This window comes from Azospirillaceae bacterium, from assembly GCA_028283825.1.
Taxonomy (GTDB): domain Bacteria; phylum Pseudomonadota; class Alphaproteobacteria; order Azospirillales; family Azospirillaceae; genus Nitrospirillum.
Genome location: JAPWJW010000005.1, coordinates 894,355 through 909,427 on the forward strand (window position 1 = coordinate 894,355; position 15,073 = coordinate 909,427).

Below are 15,073 nucleotides of genomic sequence, written 5' to 3' on the forward strand. Positions count from 1 at the left end.
CGTTCCTCATTACCGCTGTAGGCCCCGACTGGGGCCGCCGGAGCGAGCACCGCAGGGCGGAGCGAGGAAGCCAAGGCGGCGGATGCCGCCGCCCGGCGATTGAGGGAAGCCTTTGATCGGTCACGATCAAAGGCCACAAGCATCAGAGCCGGACTTCGATCAGCGAAGGGCCCGGCTCGGCGTTGCATTTCTTCATGGCGTGGTAGAAGTCCTCGGCCGTGGCCACGCTGACCGACGGCACGCCCATGCTCTTGCCCATGGCCAGCCAGTCGATGCTGGGCCGGTCGATGTCGATCATGGCCAGCGCCTGGGGTCCCGGCGCGCCGAAACCCATGTTCGCGAACTCCGCCTTCAGGATCTGGTAGGAGTTGTTGGCGAAGATGATGGTGGTGACGTTCAGCTGTTCGCGCGCCTGGGTCCACAGCGACTGGATGGTGTACATGGCACTGCCGTCACCCACCATGCAGACCACCCGCCGGTCCGGGCAGGCCAGCGCCGCCCCGGTCGCCACCGGCGTGCCATAGCCGATGGAGCCGCCCATGTTCTGGATGGTGTCGTGGGCCACGGCCCCGGCCGTGTGGCCCATGGTCTCCCGCCCCGTGGTCAGGCTTTCATCCACCAGGATGGCGTTTTCCGGCATGGCGGAGGCCAGGGCGTGGGCGATGGACAGGGGGTTGAGGGCGCCGGTGGGCACACCCTTGTCCTCCCGGGCCTGGAGGGCGGGTCCGACACCCCGCGCGCCCACAGCCTCGGCCAGCATTTCCATGGCCAGCGCGCTGTCCTCATCCGCCGCGGCCAGGCGGTGGACCAGGGTTTCCGGCTGCTTCAGCAGGCTGGGCTTGCCCGGATAGCTGAAGAAGGCCACCGGTTCGCCCGTCTCCACCGTGATGATGTGCTTGAAACCGCGCAGGAACTCCACCGCCTGCGGCACCGCGTAGGGCAGCCGTTCCAGCGGCACGCGCCCGGCCCCGCGCTCGATGCGGCTGGTGAAGAACTGGGTGCCGATGCGCACGCCGGTCCTGGCTTTGATGCGCCCCGCCCATTCCAGCGCCGGGCCGAAGGTGGCGTTGCCAGCCAGGATGATGAAGGCGGGCTCACCGGAGCGCAGCACGTCGGCGATGCGGGCGATGGTCGCGGCATCCGGCACACCCGGCTTGGCGACACCGCTGCGCGCGAAGCTGCCGGCCGGCACCGTCACATCACCCCAGGAGGTGTCGCCCGGCAGGATCAGGGTGGCGATCTTGCCCGGCCGGGCGCTGGCCTGTTCCACCGCCGTGACGGCATCGCCGGCCAGAGTGTTGGATGACGCCGTGCGGCGCACCCAGTGGCTCAAGGGCCGGGCCAACCCCTCGATGTCCGAGGCCAGTGGCGCGTCGTATTTCAGGTGGGCCGTGGCATGCTCACCAATGACGTTGACCATGCCGCTGCCGGCGCGTTTGGCGTTGTGGATGTTGGCCAGGCCGTTGGCGAGGCCGGGGCCCAAGTGCAGCAGGGTGGCGGCCGGCATGCGCCGCATGCGATACCAGCCGTCGGCGGCCCCCGTCGCCACCCCTTCGAACAGGCACAGCACGCTGCGCATGCGCGGGTTTTCCAGCGCCGCCAGGAAGTGCATTTCCGAGGTGCCGGGGTTGGCGAAACAGATGTCTACCCCCTCATCCACCAGCGTGCTGACCAGACTTTCCGCGCCGTTCATCGTTCCTGTCCTTGAAAAAAGGGAATCAATAGCCGGCGATCTCACGCGCCTGGCCGACGACGCCGTAAACGCGTTGCGGCGCCGACATCAGGAAGCCGTAGCCCTCATCCAGCAGGCGCTGGGCGTTCTTGGCCGTGACGTGGGGGTGGCCGACCACCACCCGGTGCTTCTTGCAGGTGGCGACGATCTGGCCCATGGCCGCCACCACCTCGGGATGTTCGTACTGGCGCGGCAGGCCCAATTCCTGGCTGAGGTCCCCTTCCCCGATCAGGCAGAAACCGATGCCGGGCACGTTGGCCAGCATGTCGTCCAGGTTCTCGATCGCCTCCACGCTCTCGATCATCAGGCCGACCAGCAATTCGCCATGCGGCGCCAGCGGCCAGACGTCGGCCGCCTTGTAATAGTCCGCCTGCGACAGGCCCCAGTAGCGGGCGGCCGTGGCCGGGCCGTCGCCGCGCAGGCCCTTGGGCTCATAAAGGGGTGCGCTCTTGGGCCGGGCGTAGCGGCAGGAGGCGACGGCGTTGTAGGCCTGCGCCGTCGTCTTGATGTGCGGCCACACCACGCCATAGACGCCGCGATCCAGCGCCTGCTTGGCCTCCGCCTGGTTCATCTCCACCCCGTTGGACGGGATGCGGACGATGGGCGTGACGTTCGGCGCCAAGGTGGCCGCACTGTGGATCTGCTTGCGGTTCAGCAGATATTGCAGGGCGTCGCCCAGGGCCGCCATGTCGAAGGGGTTGTGCTCCATCTCGAACACCAGCGCGTCATACGGGCTGTCCGACAGGTCGATGGCGCTCTGCTTGTCCGCCTTGGCGAAGCAGGAATAGGCCGGCTTGCCCGCTTTCCACGCGCGGATGACGCCGTTGAGCCGATCGCTCATGATATTAATCCCTTGTTCGTGTTCGGCCTTCGATCGCGACCGATCAAAGGCCCCCTCAGGCGCCGGGCGGCGGACATCCGTCCGCCTTGGCTTATCCTCACTGCGCCCTGCGGTGCTCGTTCCGGCGGACGCGGTCGCGTCCTAGACCACCAGGGTGATCCCTGCTGGTCGGGTTGTGCGTTAGCGGTCGGTCGACCAGTACATGAAGCCCATGCCCTCACCCGTGCCGGCCGCGGTGCGGTATGAGGGCACGTAATCGACCAGGGTCATCTGGGCGCCGGTCTCCTCCAGCGCCTTCAGGACCGAGACGTAGAGTTTGATTTCCGAGGTGCCGGACTGGTACCAGCGCTCATCCAGGGCGCCCAGGCCGTCATAATCGAAGGTGCGCAGCATCTCGATGATGCGGCGGTCGAATTCCTCGTCACAGACGAAGTGCGACAGGCCGCCGGAGGCGATGATGGCCACGCGGGCATCGCTTTTCCACGCCTTGACGGCCCGCAAAAGCGCCTCGCCGAAGGCGATGCAGCGCTTCATCGGCGGCTGGGTCGGCGCGTAGAAGCAGTTCAGGATGACGGGCACATTGGGCGGCGGGTTGTCGCCCATGATCTGGTGATAGACGAAGCTGTAGGCGTGCGGGACGATGGGCCGTTCCGGCGTCGGCTTCATCCACACATTGTCCGGCCATTTGAACAGGTCGGTGATGTCGAAGCCGTCCTGTTCCAGCGACTGGATCAGGTGCAGGGCCAGTTCCGGATGACATGGGTGCGTCACCGCGTGGTCGGGCGCGTAGACCGAGCGCTGCGGCGGGCCGTTGTACGCCTCCTCGCCCGTGTAGATGGCGATGGAGGGCGACATGTCGATGAAGATCTCCTTCTGGTCCTTGCCCAGGATGATCGCCACGTCGACGTTCGCCGCCTCATACGCCCGACGCATTTCCGCCAGGGCCGCGCTGTTGCGGGCGGCGCGCGCCTGGCGTTCCGCCAAGGACAGCAGGGGTTCGAAATTGTTGGGGCCGCGCTCGGCCTCCAGTTCCGGATAGGTCCAGGTGCGCTGGCGGTACCAGAGCTTGGGATTGTTGCGATCCCTTTCGCCGTTGTTGAGCCAGTCTTCCGGCGCCTGTCCCAGCATGCCGCTGTGAGGGACCGCCATGCCGAATACGATCTTGGCCATCTTGTTCCTCGCTTTTTCCGTACTGACGTTTAACGAATGGGCCGCTTAACGAATGGACTGGGGACCAGCGGACCCCGCGATCAGTTCCGGCCCGCGCGTGACCGGCGTGGCGACGCCGCTGGGCGGGCCGCCGTCGCCCGGCAGCCGGGGCGCGTACCGGGCCCGCAGCAGGGCGGCGGTGGTCACGGCGCCGATGATCAGGAAGACCAGGATCACCTGCATGGGCAGCTCATAATTGCCGCTGACCTGTAGCAGCCAGCCCGACAGGCTGGCGGCGACACCGCCGGACAGGCTGGTCGCCACCTGCTGCACCCCCGTCACGATGCCGATGGCCGGCTTGGGGATCAGGGTCAGGCGGCAGAGCGCCAGGTTGTTGGCGGTGGCCAGCCCCAGGAAGGACAGCGAGGTCACGTTCCAGAACAGGGCGGCGTCCAGCGACGTGGCGTTGACGCCCAGCAGCACGGTGCACGCGCCCAGGAAACCGGCGATGACGAACACCTTGCGCACCAGCACGGGGTCGTGCCCCCGGGCGATGATGCGGTCCGCCGCCCAGCCCGCCACCACCGCGACGATGGCGATGCCGGCGAAACTGAAGAAGGTGTAGAGGCCGGATTCCTTCAGCGACAGGCCGCGCTGCTCCACCAGATACGACGGCATCCAACTCATGCAGTAGAAGGTGAAATAGCCGTAGCAGAAGTTGACGATCATGGCGCCCCAGACCAGGGGGCTGGCCATGATGGTGCGGAACGGCAGGGCCGAGGCGTTGCGCCGGACCGCCACCATGTCCGCCGCCTTGGGCAGGTCGCTTTTCACCAGCAGCACCCAGGGCACCAGCCACAGCAGGCCCACCAGGCCGGTGATGACGAACATGGCCTGCCAGCTGTGATGGACGATCAGCCAGGCCGCCACCGGCGCGCCGATGGCGGGGCCGAACTTGTTGCCCATGGTGAAGATGCCGACGGCCGTGCCGCTCTGCCCTTCCCTGAAGTGGTTGCGGATCCAGCGGTAGCTGGCGGGCATGACGATGGCCTCGGCCACGCCGACGACGATGCGCATGATCATCAGGCCGGTGAAGGCGGAGATGGCGCCCGTCAGGGCCGTGGCCACGCACCACAGGAAAAAGCAGATGGTGTAGGGCGTCTTCACGCCATACCGGTCCACCGCCCAGCCCATGGGGATCTGGATGACGCCATAGGACCAGAAGAAGGCGGCGTTGACCCAGCCGCGATCGGTGTCGGACAGCCCGAAATTCCGGATGAAATTGACGTCCGCCAAGGCCGACGAAATGCTGGTCCGGTCGACGAAGGCGATCAGCACACCCAGCGAGAGAAGCAGCAGCACGGACCAGCGCCGCAGCGCCGTCACCGGGTCCTCCCCCTCATCGGGGCCCTGTTCGCCCGTTTCCAACTTCGCCATAACTCCTCCCGTTTTTATCTTTATCGCGGCTGATTTTCGGCTCAGTCCGCCAGCCTTGGATACAATTTTCGGGCGGTGTCGCCGAACACCCAGGCGCGGTCGGCATCAGAAAGCGTGGCCAGGCCCGCCTCCGCGTCCGCCTTGATCTCGGCCAGCGTGCCGGGGGAGGTCGGGAAGTTGGACCCCCAGGCCAGCCGGTCGGCGCCAAAGGCCGCCACCAGCTTGGGGAAGAAGGTCCCGGCACTGGCCTGGCCCTTCTTCACGTCGCCGAAGATGCGCGGGGTCAGCTTCAAGTAGATGTTGGGAAGGGCGGCCAGTTCGAACAGGCTGGCGGCGTTGGCATAGGGCGGGCCGTCCAGCACGTCGGGCCGGCCCAGATGGTCCATGATGATGGCAACGTTGGCGAAGCGCCGGGCCAGCATGGTCACCTGCGGCAGGCCGATGGGCCCCGTCTGGATGCACATAGGCAGGCCCAGTTCCCCCAGCAGGTCCCACGCCTTGAAGGACCGGGGATCATCCAGTTCCTTGGGATCGAAATCCTTGGTGGAGCCACCGGTGAAGATGCGCAGGCCCGCCAGGCCCCGCCCCGCCCAATCGCGGATGGTGGCGCAGACGTTCCCGTCCAGCATATCGACGGAGCCCACCGCCACCAGGCGATCAGGGTACTGGTTGCAGCCATCGACGACATAAGAGTTGTCGAAGCCGTAGGTGGTGGAGGAATGGACCACCGCGGCCTTGGCCACGCCGGCCGCGTCCATGGCGGCGATCAGGGTCTCCACCGTGTTCGGCCGCTCCTGCGACCAGTCGCTACGCTTGCCGAACAGGGGCGCCGGCGGGTATCGCGTCTCATCATCCGAGATGATGTGCGGATGGATGTCGAAATAGTGCATTTTTCCCTCTGGTCTAAAGACCCCTCAGGCGCCGGCGGGCCATCCGGCCCTTAAGCTATCCTCGCTTTCCAGTCCGCTGCGCTCCCCGGAAAGCTGCGGCGGCCGCCGTCGCGGCCTACAACGGCATGGATGCCGTTGACTGGCGTTGGCGCTACTGCCCGCGCGCCTTCAGGTGCGCATCCAGGCGCGGATAGACACGGCGGGCGTTGCCTTCGAAAATGGCGGCACGGTCGGCGTCGCTGAGGCCCAGCGCATCGACGTAGCGCTTGGTGTCGTCGAAGTACTGCCCGGTGTCGGGGTCCTTGCCGCGCACGGCGCCGATCATCTCCGACCCGAACAGGACGTTGCTGGTCGGCACGACGGTGGTCAGCAGTTGGACGCCCGGCTGGTGATAGACGCAGGTGTCGAAGAAGATGTTGTTCAGCAGCCCTTCCAGCGGGCGCTTGGCGATCTCCAGCGACATGCCGCGATAGCGGCCCCAGTGATAGGGCACCGCCCCGCCGCCATGCGGAATGACGAAGCGCAGGGTGGGGAAGTCCCGGAACAGATCGCCTTGCAGCAACTGCATGAAGACGGAGGTGTCGGCGTTCAGGTAATGCGCGCCGGTGCCGTGGAAATTGGGGTTGCACGACGCCGCTCACGTGGACCATGGCCGGCACGTCCAGTTCGCACAACGCCTCATACAGCGGGTACCATTCCCGGTCCGTCATCGGCTTGCCGGTCCAATAGCCGCCCGTGGGATCGGGGTTGACGTTGCAGCCGACGAAACCCAGTTCCTCGACACAGCGGCGCAGTTCGGGGATGGAGTTCTTCGGGGGGGCAGAGGGCGACTGCGGCAGCTGGCAGACCGGCACGAAGTTGTCGGGATAGATGTCGCAGACGCGGCGCACCAGGTTGTTCGACACCTCCGCCCATTCCAGGCTGGTGCGCTCATTGCCCAGATGGTGGCTCATCAGCCCGGCGATGGGCGAGAACAGGGTGAGGTCGCTGCCCCGTTCCTGCTGCAGCCGCAACTGGCCGCCGCCCACGCCCTCATGGATCTGTTCGTCCGTGACGATGGCGTCGGACACCTTGGGCGCGTTCACCGGATCGTCGGCATATTCCACCTGCTTGGCGCGCCAGTCGCGGAAGGACTGGGGCACCGTGGTGAAATGACCATGGCAATCGATGATCATGGGTTTCCTCATCGCATTCTTGGCGCCGGCGCAGACGCGCGCCCAGCACATGTCGCCATGTCAAATGGCTTTTCCATCAACATCCTAGGCGCCGCCGGCCAGCGGCGCTTATTGATATTGCCCCCGGCCGTATAAGACCTGTGGCGGTCACAACTTCGCGGGATCGACGAACAGCTCATCCAGCGACATGCGGCGCGGCGTCAGTCCCTGCTTGAAGGCCGTCTCCTCCAGCGCCTGGATGGTGCGGATGTTGGCCTCCATGCCGTAGGGCAGCGGATCGTTGCCCACCAGCTGCTGCAGCTTGGCGTAGCGGCGGTCGGAGGCGGTGTTGGCCTCGCCACTGTTCAGCCGCGATAGCCAGCCCTGCTTGGCCTCCTCGAACGCCTCATAGATGGCCTTGGCCACCCAGGGGTTTTCCTTCAGCACGCTCTCGCGCACCACGATGGTGCCGTGCATGGGATAGACGCCGGTGCGGCGGTAATAATCCCACTCCAGCGCCTCGGCGTTGGGCAGCAGGTCGGGGTAGTCGACCTCCACCTCCTTCCAGCCGCTGGTGGGGTTGCCGGTGCGCCCCACCCCGGCGTTGCCGCCGAAGCCGGCGGACAGTTCCCCTGTCGCCATCATGTCGTAGAGGGAACGGCCCTCGGGCACATGCTGCACGTTGGGCGGCAGCTTCAGCTGGGTCACATGCTCCTCGTCGTCCACCACCCAGGTGACCTTGGAACAATCGACGCCCAGATCCTCCATCAGGGCCTGGCGGGTCCAGGCGCCGGTCGTCACCGAATAGGCGCGGACGCCGACCTTGCGGCCTTCCAGGTCCTTGGGCTGGTTGATGCCCGCGTCGGGGCGGACCAGCAGCCCGGAATGGTGGAACTTGCGCAGCACGAAGATGGGCAGGGCCACGAAGGGCGCGCCATAAGCGCGGGCGATGATGTAGGTGGTGGGCGCCAGTTCGCAGACGTCGAACTCCACATCGCGCACCATGCGCCGGAAGGCGGCAATCTGCGGATGGATGGTCATGAAGTTGCCGTCGACGCCGTCAACCGGGATGGCGCCACTGCGCACGGCCGAGGTATGCGGCGCTTCCGCGACGGCGAACGTGAGCGGCAGTTTCTTGGTCACGGTTTCCACTCCCTCAGATGTTGTTCTATTCTGGGCTATGCTCCGGCTTTGACCGGGCTCACCGCAATATTCGCGCGATTTACCGCCCTGTCGTCAATCAGCCGGGCGAATTTCCTGTCAAGCCGTGCACACTTTTTATCAGGCCCGCCCGTCCCAACGGCGACCCTATCGACCGCCCAAGTCGGAAGAGGCGGCCGGGCACATCCCCACTTAGCCCTCCACCACCCGAAACCGCCCCCCAGGAAGCGTGCGAAAGGTGATAAGTTTTGTGCAGGGCGCCCCGGTCATGCTGCAGGTTTTCAATCGCCGCGGTGCCCTGGAAAAGGGCAGCCAGCCGCACCGGCAGAGACACCTGAAGCGGCGCATCCCGCACGCCAAAGTCGTGACGATTTCAACGGCTTGGGGCCGAAAAACCCTGGCACCTTATGACGATATCTCGGCCGGTGCCGGGACGCCGGGAAGCCGATGCCTACCCCCTTATGCAGCCGAATTCCGGCCCGAAGCGCTGCCGCAGTGCAGCATCGAAAGACCATTCCAGCCCTATAAGAAATTCAATACGGTGATGTCCAGGGAGGATAAAAAACATGCCCGAAGCACCGTTCCCTTGCCTGGACGCCATCAGCTTCCGCCAACTGCGCCTGTTTGAAAGCGTGGGGCGGCTGAACAGCGTCCGGCGCGGTTCCGAGGAATGCAACCTGTCCCAGCCGGCGGTGACGCAAGCCCTGGCCAAGCTGGAACAGATGATCGGGATCGAGCTGTTCGAACGCCGCACCAGCGGCAGCTATCTCACACCACCCGGCGTCATCCTGCACCGGCGCGTCATCCGCATGTTCCGCCAACTGGTGGACGCTCTGCTGGACCTGGACGTCACCGGCGGCCAGGTGGGGGCGGAGGCGGTGGTCCACCGCCTCACCCGCTCGCAGGTGCGCAGCCTGGTCGCCATCATCGAACACGGCACCTTCGCCGCCGCGTCCCGGTCGCTGCACATCACGGAGGCGTCGCTGCAGCGGGCGGCGCGCGACCTGGAAGCCAACCTGCGCAAGAGCATCTTCTACCGTTCCGCCGAGGGCGTGATGGTGACGCCGGCCGGCATCGCCTGCGGCCGCCGCATGGGCCTGGCCTTGCAGGAAATCACCTGGGCGATGGATGAGATCGACCTGGCCCGCGACATCGGCGAAAGCCGCATCGTCATCGGCGCCCTGCCCTTCGGCGGCAGCGTGCTGCTGGCCACCGTGCTGGATGAGTTCCTGGCGATGCAGTCCAAGGTGGACGTGCGCATCGCCAACGAAAACGCCTCGGAAATGATGCAGCACCTGCGCGAGGGCAAGGTCGACATCGTCGTGGGGCTGACGCAGGAAACCGTGGGCGACGATCTGGTCAGCCAGACCCTGGCGGAAACCCCCTATGAGGTGGTGGGCCGCCGCGGCCATCCCCTGGCCCAGCGTGGGGCGGTCTCGCGCACCGACCTGATCGATTTCGATTGGGTGGTGGGGACCCACGGGTCCAACCGCCGCAAATGTTTCGACGGGCTGTTCGCCGGCAACGCCAAGCCGCGCACACCCATCGCCACCTCCGCCCTGCCCCTGATCCGCCATCTGCTGGCGGGCAGCGACCGGCTGACCCTGATGACTTCATACGAGTTGCAGCACGAAAGCATGCTGATGCGCGTGCCGATCGACGTGGACCTGCCCTGCCCGACAATCGGCATCACCACCCGCGCCGACTGGCTGCCCACCGCCCTGCACCGGGATTTCATCAACCTGGTGAAGTCACGCGTCACCACGCGCAGCATCATGTCGCCGACGCGCTACGCCAGTTGAAGTGTCCATGTGCCCTCAGACGCTGGGGGCGCATCAACCGATACAATCGGCAAGCATGGTAGCCACGATCTTTCCCATTATTGGATATGGGTTCACGCCCATGGTATGAATTTCGGTACCTATGATGGTCAGGTGTTTCCAATGAAAAGAATTTTGGCTATTGCCGCGTTATTTCTCTACGCCGCCTACCCCAATATCGGAAAAGCTGATGACATTTTCTTTCAGAATGCCAAAGTAACGCGAATCGAACCAAGCTACATGCCTGACTTTGTTCAGTTCCTGATCGACAAGTCCACCAGCCCCTGCGCCGGAACCTGGTTCGTTTGGAATGCGAAGGGCTCGGATTCCGTTGGCAAATCCACCAGCGTCATGAGTGTTTATTCACTCCTGCTGACCGCATACTCGACCAACACAACGGTATCATTCTGGGCGAACAGCGTCGGCGATGGCGTTCACTGCAATGTGACACTTATTTCCGCGCCGTGACGGGGCGCTGAGCGGCATGCGGCCCGGCCTCATGCCACCGGTTTGAACACACCGTCGAACAGCGCCAGCAGTGTCCGCCAGTGGTGTTCGGCCTCGACCGGATCGTGCACCGGCATGTCGTCGGGCACCCAGCCATGGCGGGCGGGATAGGTTTCCACGGTGTGATTGACACCGGCGGCGGCCAGCGCCTCTTCCAGCCGCGCCTTCTGGGCGTCGTCGAAATTGGCATCCTCGATGGCGCCGGCGACGTAGACCCGTGCCGTGATCTGGCCGGCCAGCAGGTGCGGGCTGTCGGGCTTGCCGTCGGCCAAGCCGCCGCCGTGGTAGGAAGCGGCCGCCGCGATGCGGTCGGGGAAGGTCGCCGCCGCGATCAGGGCCAGCCGCCCGCCCATGCAATACCCCACCACGCCCACCGGGCCCTTGCGGATATCGTCCCGGCCGGCCAGGAAGGCCAGCACGGCCTCGGTATCGACCATGGCGATGGCGGGAGATGTCGCCGACATCAGCTTTTCCCGGTGCGCCTGGCGCAGGGCGGGGTCGGTGAACACCACCTTGGGATCGATGGGATCGTAAGGGCCGGCGCGGTGGAACAGGTCGGGCAGCGCCACGGCGTACCCGGCATCCGCCAGCCGATCCGCCATGCGGTGCAGCGCGGGCCGGATGCCGGGTCCATCCATGAACAGGATGATGCCCGGCCACGGTCCCGTCTGACCGGCCGGCAGATGCAGCCACACCGGGCAAAGCCCGTCCTTGGCCGGAACCTCGAACTTTTCCATGGCGACGATCCCTTTATCGGCAGCCTACCAGGCCGCCTGCGTGGCGAAGAAGCGCTTCCAGAAGTCCACCTTCTCGGCGCTGGCCACAGGTATAGGTCCGAAATGGTCACCCAGTTCCATCACCTGCGGCTTTTCCGCGCTGTAGGCCGGCCACGCCGGCAGGCCCGGGCCATTGGGGCCACCGGTCTTGATGATGTTGGCCCAATAGCTGGACATGGTTTCGGCGATGCGGCGGTCGTCATCGGTCCAGGGGCTGTCCAGCGCGTCCAGGCTGTTGAAGACGTACGGGATTTCCGACCCGTGGAAGGCGCCGCGCCGGTCATGCGTCGGGCCCGGGATGGCATGGGTCCAGAAATAGGTGTGCAGGGGCAGGCTGTCGCCTTTGGTCCAGAGCGTGCCCCACAGCCAGGTTGAGACGCGGGAGTTGTCGCGGGCGGCGGCGTTGTTCTGCAAGGCCGCGTCCTCATCGGTCTTCGCCGGATAGAGTTTCAGGAACTCATCCGCAAGCGGGCCGAACTTGCGCCGGGCGGCGGCATCGAACTGGGCGACGGTGACGCTGGTCTGCGGCATGCCGGCACGCGGCGGCGTGGTGCTGGCGCGCAGGGCCGCGAAGGCGGTTTCCGGCACGGCACCCGTCTCATCCTTGTTGTTGCCGGCGACATAGGCGATCTGGTTCTGGGCGCCCGCCTGGTAGGTGTCCCAATAGGATTGCGGGATGACCCAGCCGTCCACCACCGGGCGGAACAGCGGCGGCTTGCCGTCGCTGCCGGTTTCCACCGCGGCATCGACGCCGTTGCTGCCCGCGATCAGCGTGTCCACCGGCAGGGCGCGCAACTCCTCCAGCGTCTTGGCGCCGTGCTGGGCCGCGTATTGCGTGCCGGCGGCCTCCGCCGTCGCCAGCGGCCGCCAGGAAACGGAAAGATAGCGCAACTCCGTATCGCGCGGATAACGCGCGTGGCTTTCGGCGATGCCGGCGCGGAACAGGCCCTTTGCCAGCGGCGACATCGACAGGAAGCCGACGGAGCCGGCACCGGCCGACTGGCCGCCGATGGTCACCCGGTCCGGGTCGCCGCCGAAGGCCGCGATGTTGCGCTTCACCCATTGCAGGGCGGCGATGTCGTCCAGCAGGCCGTAGTTGCCCGACGCGTTATGGCCGGACTCGCGGCTCAGTTCCGGCGTCGCCAGGAAACCCAGCACGCCGACGCGGTAGTTGAAGGTGACGACCACCACGCCCTTCAGCGCCAAGCCCTCACCATCGAATTCCGGGCTGGCACCGGTGCCGCCGATGAAACCGCCGCCGTAGATCCAGACATAGACGGGGCGCTTTTCCCCGCTGCCCGGTGCGGCACCGGTCCAGACGTTCAGGGTCAGGCAGTCCTCGCTCTGCGGCATGCCGCGCGCCATCTCGCCCCCCGGCTGCGGGCAGGCCGCCCCGAAGGTGTCGGCATGGCGCACGCCCTCCCAGGCCAGCGGTGCGGCGGGCGGCCGCCAGCGCAAGGTCCCCACCGGCGGGGCGGCATAGGGGATGCCCTTGTAGACGGCGATGGCCGGGTCGCGCCCATGGGTACCGGTCAGTTGCCCCGTCTGCACCGTCACCGGCGCCGTGGCGGCGCTGGTGCCGGCAACCGACACCCCTTCCGGCTTGGCAGCGAACCCGACCAGGTCGCCCGCCGCCAGCACGTGGCCGTCCATCATCTGGCGCAGGGCGTTGAAGCTGATATCGGCGTCGGCCTTCAGGGCGGTGTCCAGGGCGAACACCTGGGCATGGTAGGGGTGGCGACTGGCATCATGGGTGTGCGGCCCGGCATACGCCGCGGCGGGGCCGTGCACATTGGGGCCCAAGGCGGCACCGGCCGGCGGCGTCTGCAACCCCGCGGGCAGCACCAAAGTCCCGGCGGAAATATTGTACAGCACGAAATGGACGCTGGTCCCCGCCTCCGCCGCCCCGTCCCGGCCCAGCATGCCTTGCAGCACGACGACATAGGACCGGGTACCCTTGGGGCCCTTGGTCCAGGCCAGACCGGGGAAACGGTTCTCGCCGTACTGCGTGGCCGCCAGGGGAATGTCACCACCGGCGACGAAGGCCGGGCTGGTGACCGTCAGGGCGTCGCGCCGGGCGGCCGGCACACCCGCGATCAGCAGGCGCTGGTCATGGCCGATGGTGGTCGGCACCGCCTGCGCCTGGCCCGTGCTGGAAATCACCAAGGCCAGCATCAGCGCCGACGTGGAAAGGACCCAACTGCGCATTCCCATCCCCTATTGTTTTTTATTACTGCCGGTTCGCGAAGCGGCCGGGCTTGGCAAGCCAGGCGTCAATGTAGTCGTACGTCGTCTTCTGCGTGTCGCCGAATTCCCCCGCATGGCGTTCGCACGGTTTGCAGGTGTCGTACAGGTGCGTCGCGCCTTCCACGAAGGCGATGGTCTTGTCCGGGCTGTGGGCCAGCTCATAAATCGTTTCGCTGGCGAGATATTCCCAGTGCCCCGTCATGCCCATGACCAGCAGCGGCGCGTTGATCCCCTGCACATCGCCCGGCGGGCTGGCGTAGGTGGAGGTCCAGTCCACGCCGGTCACATGCTCGGAATCATAGCCGAAGTCCGGCCGGGTACGGATGGCATAGGCGTTCAGGTAGTTCTGCACCGTTGTCTTCAGGGCGCCCTTGATGAAGGAGGGCGAGTTGTTGCGGGTGTTCTCCGGCACGCGCACGGTGGGGATGACACCCATCGTCACATGGCCGTCGGCGTGCAGCAGCGGCCAGGCCTTCACCGTATGGGCCATCAGGCCGACATCCTGCGAGAACAGCCGGTTGTTGCTACCCAGCAGGATGGCGCCGGGCACGACGAAGGGCGCGTCGTCGTCGTAAGGCCCCTTGCCCGCCCGGATGGCCGCCAGTTCCCCTTCCGCCTTGGCGATCAGGGCGTTGTTGCGTGCGCCTTCCGCCGACAGGAAGGCCTTGGTGAAGGCGGGGCTGTAGGACGAGCCGGCGGGCTTGAAGCCGTTGGCCGGATTGTACATGTCCAGCTTGGGATCCAGGGTGGTGCCCTTGGCCTCATCCGTCACCGCCGGGTCGATGCTGAACAGCGTCATGGCCGCCAGGCCCCAATTGCTGTCGATCAGCATCAGGCCGTCGGCCGGCGGCAATCCGCCCAAGCTGTCCGGGCACTTCCAGATCTTCTCCGCCGACTGGCAGGCCTTGACGCCGCCCTCGGCGATGAACTGATAGGCGCTCATCACCGTGCCGCCGCCGCTGTGGCCCAGCAGCACGACGCGCTTCACCCCCGGCTGCTGCCGCAGCCAGGCAACGGCGGCCTTGACCTCCAGCATCACCTGGTCCAGCACGCCGTCGTTGGAGACACCGGACTTGGCAGTGCTGTTGTTGGCGCACAGCACCCGATAACCCCGTTGCGACAGTTCGGTACAGCCGGGGAAACTGAGGTAATCGGCCGAGGAGTGCATGATGAACACGGCGGTTTCAGCCTTGGGGCCGATCACCGCCGGCTCATACAGCACCCCCGGCACGCCGCGCGCCAGATGCACGAAGGTGGTCTTGGGCGCCGACGCACCTTCCGCCGCCGATGCCTGCTGGTTGCCCAGCAGGATCAGCGCGGAAGCGAGCGCGGCCTTAAGAAGCTTGGGCGAGACCATCC

Annotated in this window: 13 protein-coding genes and 1 pseudogene; 3 read left to right on the top strand and 11 right to left on the bottom strand. The window is 66.3% G+C overall.

Annotated elements, in window-relative coordinates:
- Positions 1-142 precede the first annotated feature (142 nt).
- From PW843_30380 to PW843_30415, 8 genes and pseudogenes are all read right to left on the bottom strand, one after another.
- Positions 143-1,693 carry an acetolactate synthase large subunit gene (locus PW843_30380; GenBank protein ID MDE1150879.1) on the bottom strand — a complete coding sequence of 517 codons (1,551 nt, stop codon included), beginning with the start codon at positions 1,691-1,693 and terminating at the stop codon, positions 143-145.
- 25 nt (positions 1,694-1,718) lie between these two features.
- A complete protein-coding gene (locus tag PW843_30385) occupies positions 1,719-2,573 on the bottom strand; it encodes an aldolase/citrate lyase family protein (GenBank protein ID MDE1150880.1) in 855 nt (284 codons plus the stop codon).
- A 180-nt stretch (positions 2,574-2,753) separates the two neighbouring features.
- Positions 2,754-3,743 carry a hypothetical protein gene (locus PW843_30390; protein ID MDE1150881.1) on the bottom strand — a complete coding sequence of 330 codons (990 nt, stop codon included), beginning with the start codon at positions 3,741-3,743 and terminating at the stop codon, positions 2,754-2,756.
- A gap of 45 nt (positions 3,744-3,788) precedes the next feature.
- Complete coding sequence (locus tag PW843_30395) at positions 3,789-5,159, bottom strand: MFS transporter (GenBank protein MDE1150882.1); 1,371 nt, start codon at positions 5,157-5,159, stop codon at positions 3,789-3,791.
- A 41-nt stretch (positions 5,160-5,200) separates the two neighbouring features.
- Positions 5,201-6,049 (bottom strand): amidohydrolase family protein, encoded by an 849-nt coding sequence (locus PW843_30400; GenBank protein MDE1150883.1) that lies wholly within the window; start codon positions 6,047-6,049, stop codon positions 5,201-5,203.
- Between the two features lie 151 nt (positions 6,050-6,200).
- Positions 6,201-6,617: an amidohydrolase family protein gene (locus PW843_30405; protein ID MDE1150884.1), complete on the bottom strand. Its 417-nt coding sequence runs from the start codon at positions 6,615-6,617 to the stop codon at positions 6,201-6,203.
- 79 nt (positions 6,618-6,696) lie between these two features.
- Positions 6,697-7,224 (bottom strand): annotated as a pseudogene (locus tag PW843_30410) (amidohydrolase family protein).
- Positions 7,225-7,371: 147 nt separating this feature from the next.
- Positions 7,372-8,346: an ABC transporter substrate-binding protein gene (locus PW843_30415; GenBank protein MDE1150885.1), complete on the bottom strand. Its 975-nt coding sequence runs from the start codon at positions 8,344-8,346 to the stop codon at positions 7,372-7,374.
- Between the two features lie 286 nt (positions 8,347-8,632).
- Here PW843_30415 and PW843_30420 point away from each other — a divergent pair, with 286 nt between their 5' ends.
- The 3 genes from PW843_30420 to PW843_30430 are packed head-to-tail and all read left to right on the top strand — an operon-like array spanning position 8,633 to position 10,652.
- Positions 8,633-8,992: a hypothetical protein gene (locus PW843_30420; protein ID MDE1150886.1), complete on the top strand. Its 360-nt coding sequence runs from the start codon at positions 8,633-8,635 to the stop codon at positions 8,990-8,992.
- The gene (locus PW843_30425; protein ID MDE1150887.1) at positions 8,931-10,166 is read left to right on the top strand and encodes a LysR family transcriptional regulator; all 1,236 of its coding nucleotides are present in this window, start codon (positions 8,931-8,933) and stop codon (positions 10,164-10,166) included. The genes PW843_30420 and PW843_30425 overlap by 62 nt, the downstream gene beginning before the upstream one ends.
- Positions 10,167-10,175: 9 nt before the next feature.
- Positions 10,176-10,652: a hypothetical protein gene (locus PW843_30430; protein ID MDE1150888.1), complete on the top strand. Its 477-nt coding sequence runs from the start codon at positions 10,176-10,178 to the stop codon at positions 10,650-10,652.
- 29 nt (positions 10,653-10,681) lie between these two features.
- Here the strand turns inward: PW843_30430 and PW843_30435 are convergent, their stop codons facing one another.
- The 3 genes from PW843_30435 to PW843_30445 are packed head-to-tail and all read right to left on the bottom strand — an operon-like array spanning position 10,682 to position 15,071.
- Positions 10,682-11,428, bottom strand: coding sequence for a dienelactone hydrolase family protein (locus PW843_30435; protein MDE1150889.1), 747 nt, complete (start codon positions 11,426-11,428; stop codon positions 10,682-10,684).
- 24 nt (positions 11,429-11,452) lie between these two features.
- Positions 11,453-13,675, bottom strand: a complete 2,223-nt coding sequence (locus PW843_30440; protein MDE1150890.1) for a carboxylesterase family protein — start codon at positions 13,673-13,675, stop codon at positions 11,453-11,455.
- A 22-nt stretch (positions 13,676-13,697) separates the two neighbouring features.
- Positions 13,698-15,071, bottom strand: a complete 1,374-nt coding sequence (locus PW843_30445; protein ID MDE1150891.1) for a hypothetical protein — start codon at positions 15,069-15,071, stop codon at positions 13,698-13,700.
- Between the last annotated feature and the right edge of the window lie 2 nt (positions 15,072-15,073).

Bases quoted from the DNA above. Each gene is read 5' to 3' on its own strand.
- PW843_30400 (MDE1150883.1), bottom strand. From the start codon at position 6,049: ATGCACTATTTCGACATCCATCCGCACATCATCTCGGATGATGAGACG.
- PW843_30395 (MDE1150882.1), bottom strand. From the start codon at position 5,159: ATGGCGAAGTTGGAAACGGGCGAACAGGGCCCCGATGAGGGGGAGGAC.
- PW843_30385 (MDE1150880.1), bottom strand. From the start codon at position 2,573: ATGAGCGATCGGCTCAACGGCGTCATCCGCGCGTGGAAAGCGGGCAAG.
- PW843_30390 (MDE1150881.1), bottom strand. From the start codon at position 3,743: ATGGCCAAGATCGTATTCGGCATGGCGGTCCCTCACAGCGGCATGCTG.
- PW843_30380 (MDE1150879.1), bottom strand. From the start codon at position 1,693: ATGAACGGCGCGGAAAGTCTGGTCAGCACGCTGGTGGATGAGGGGGTA.
- PW843_30425 (MDE1150887.1), top strand. From the start codon at position 8,931: ATGCCCGAAGCACCGTTCCCTTGCCTGGACGCCATCAGCTTCCGCCAA.
- PW843_30440 (MDE1150890.1), bottom strand. From the start codon at position 13,675: ATGCGCAGTTGGGTCCTTTCCACGTCGGCGCTGATGCTGGCCTTGGTG.
- PW843_30445 (MDE1150891.1), bottom strand. From the start codon at position 15,071: ATGGTCTCGCCCAAGCTTCTTAAGGCCGCGCTCGCTTCCGCGCTGATC.
- PW843_30435 (MDE1150889.1), bottom strand. From the start codon at position 11,428: ATGGAAAAGTTCGAGGTTCCGGCCAAGGACGGGCTTTGCCCGGTGTGG.
- PW843_30420 (MDE1150886.1), top strand. From the start codon at position 8,633: ATGCTGCAGGTTTTCAATCGCCGCGGTGCCCTGGAAAAGGGCAGCCAG.
- PW843_30405 (MDE1150884.1), bottom strand. From the start codon at position 6,617: ATGCAGTTGCTGCAAGGCGATCTGTTCCGGGACTTCCCCACCCTGCGC.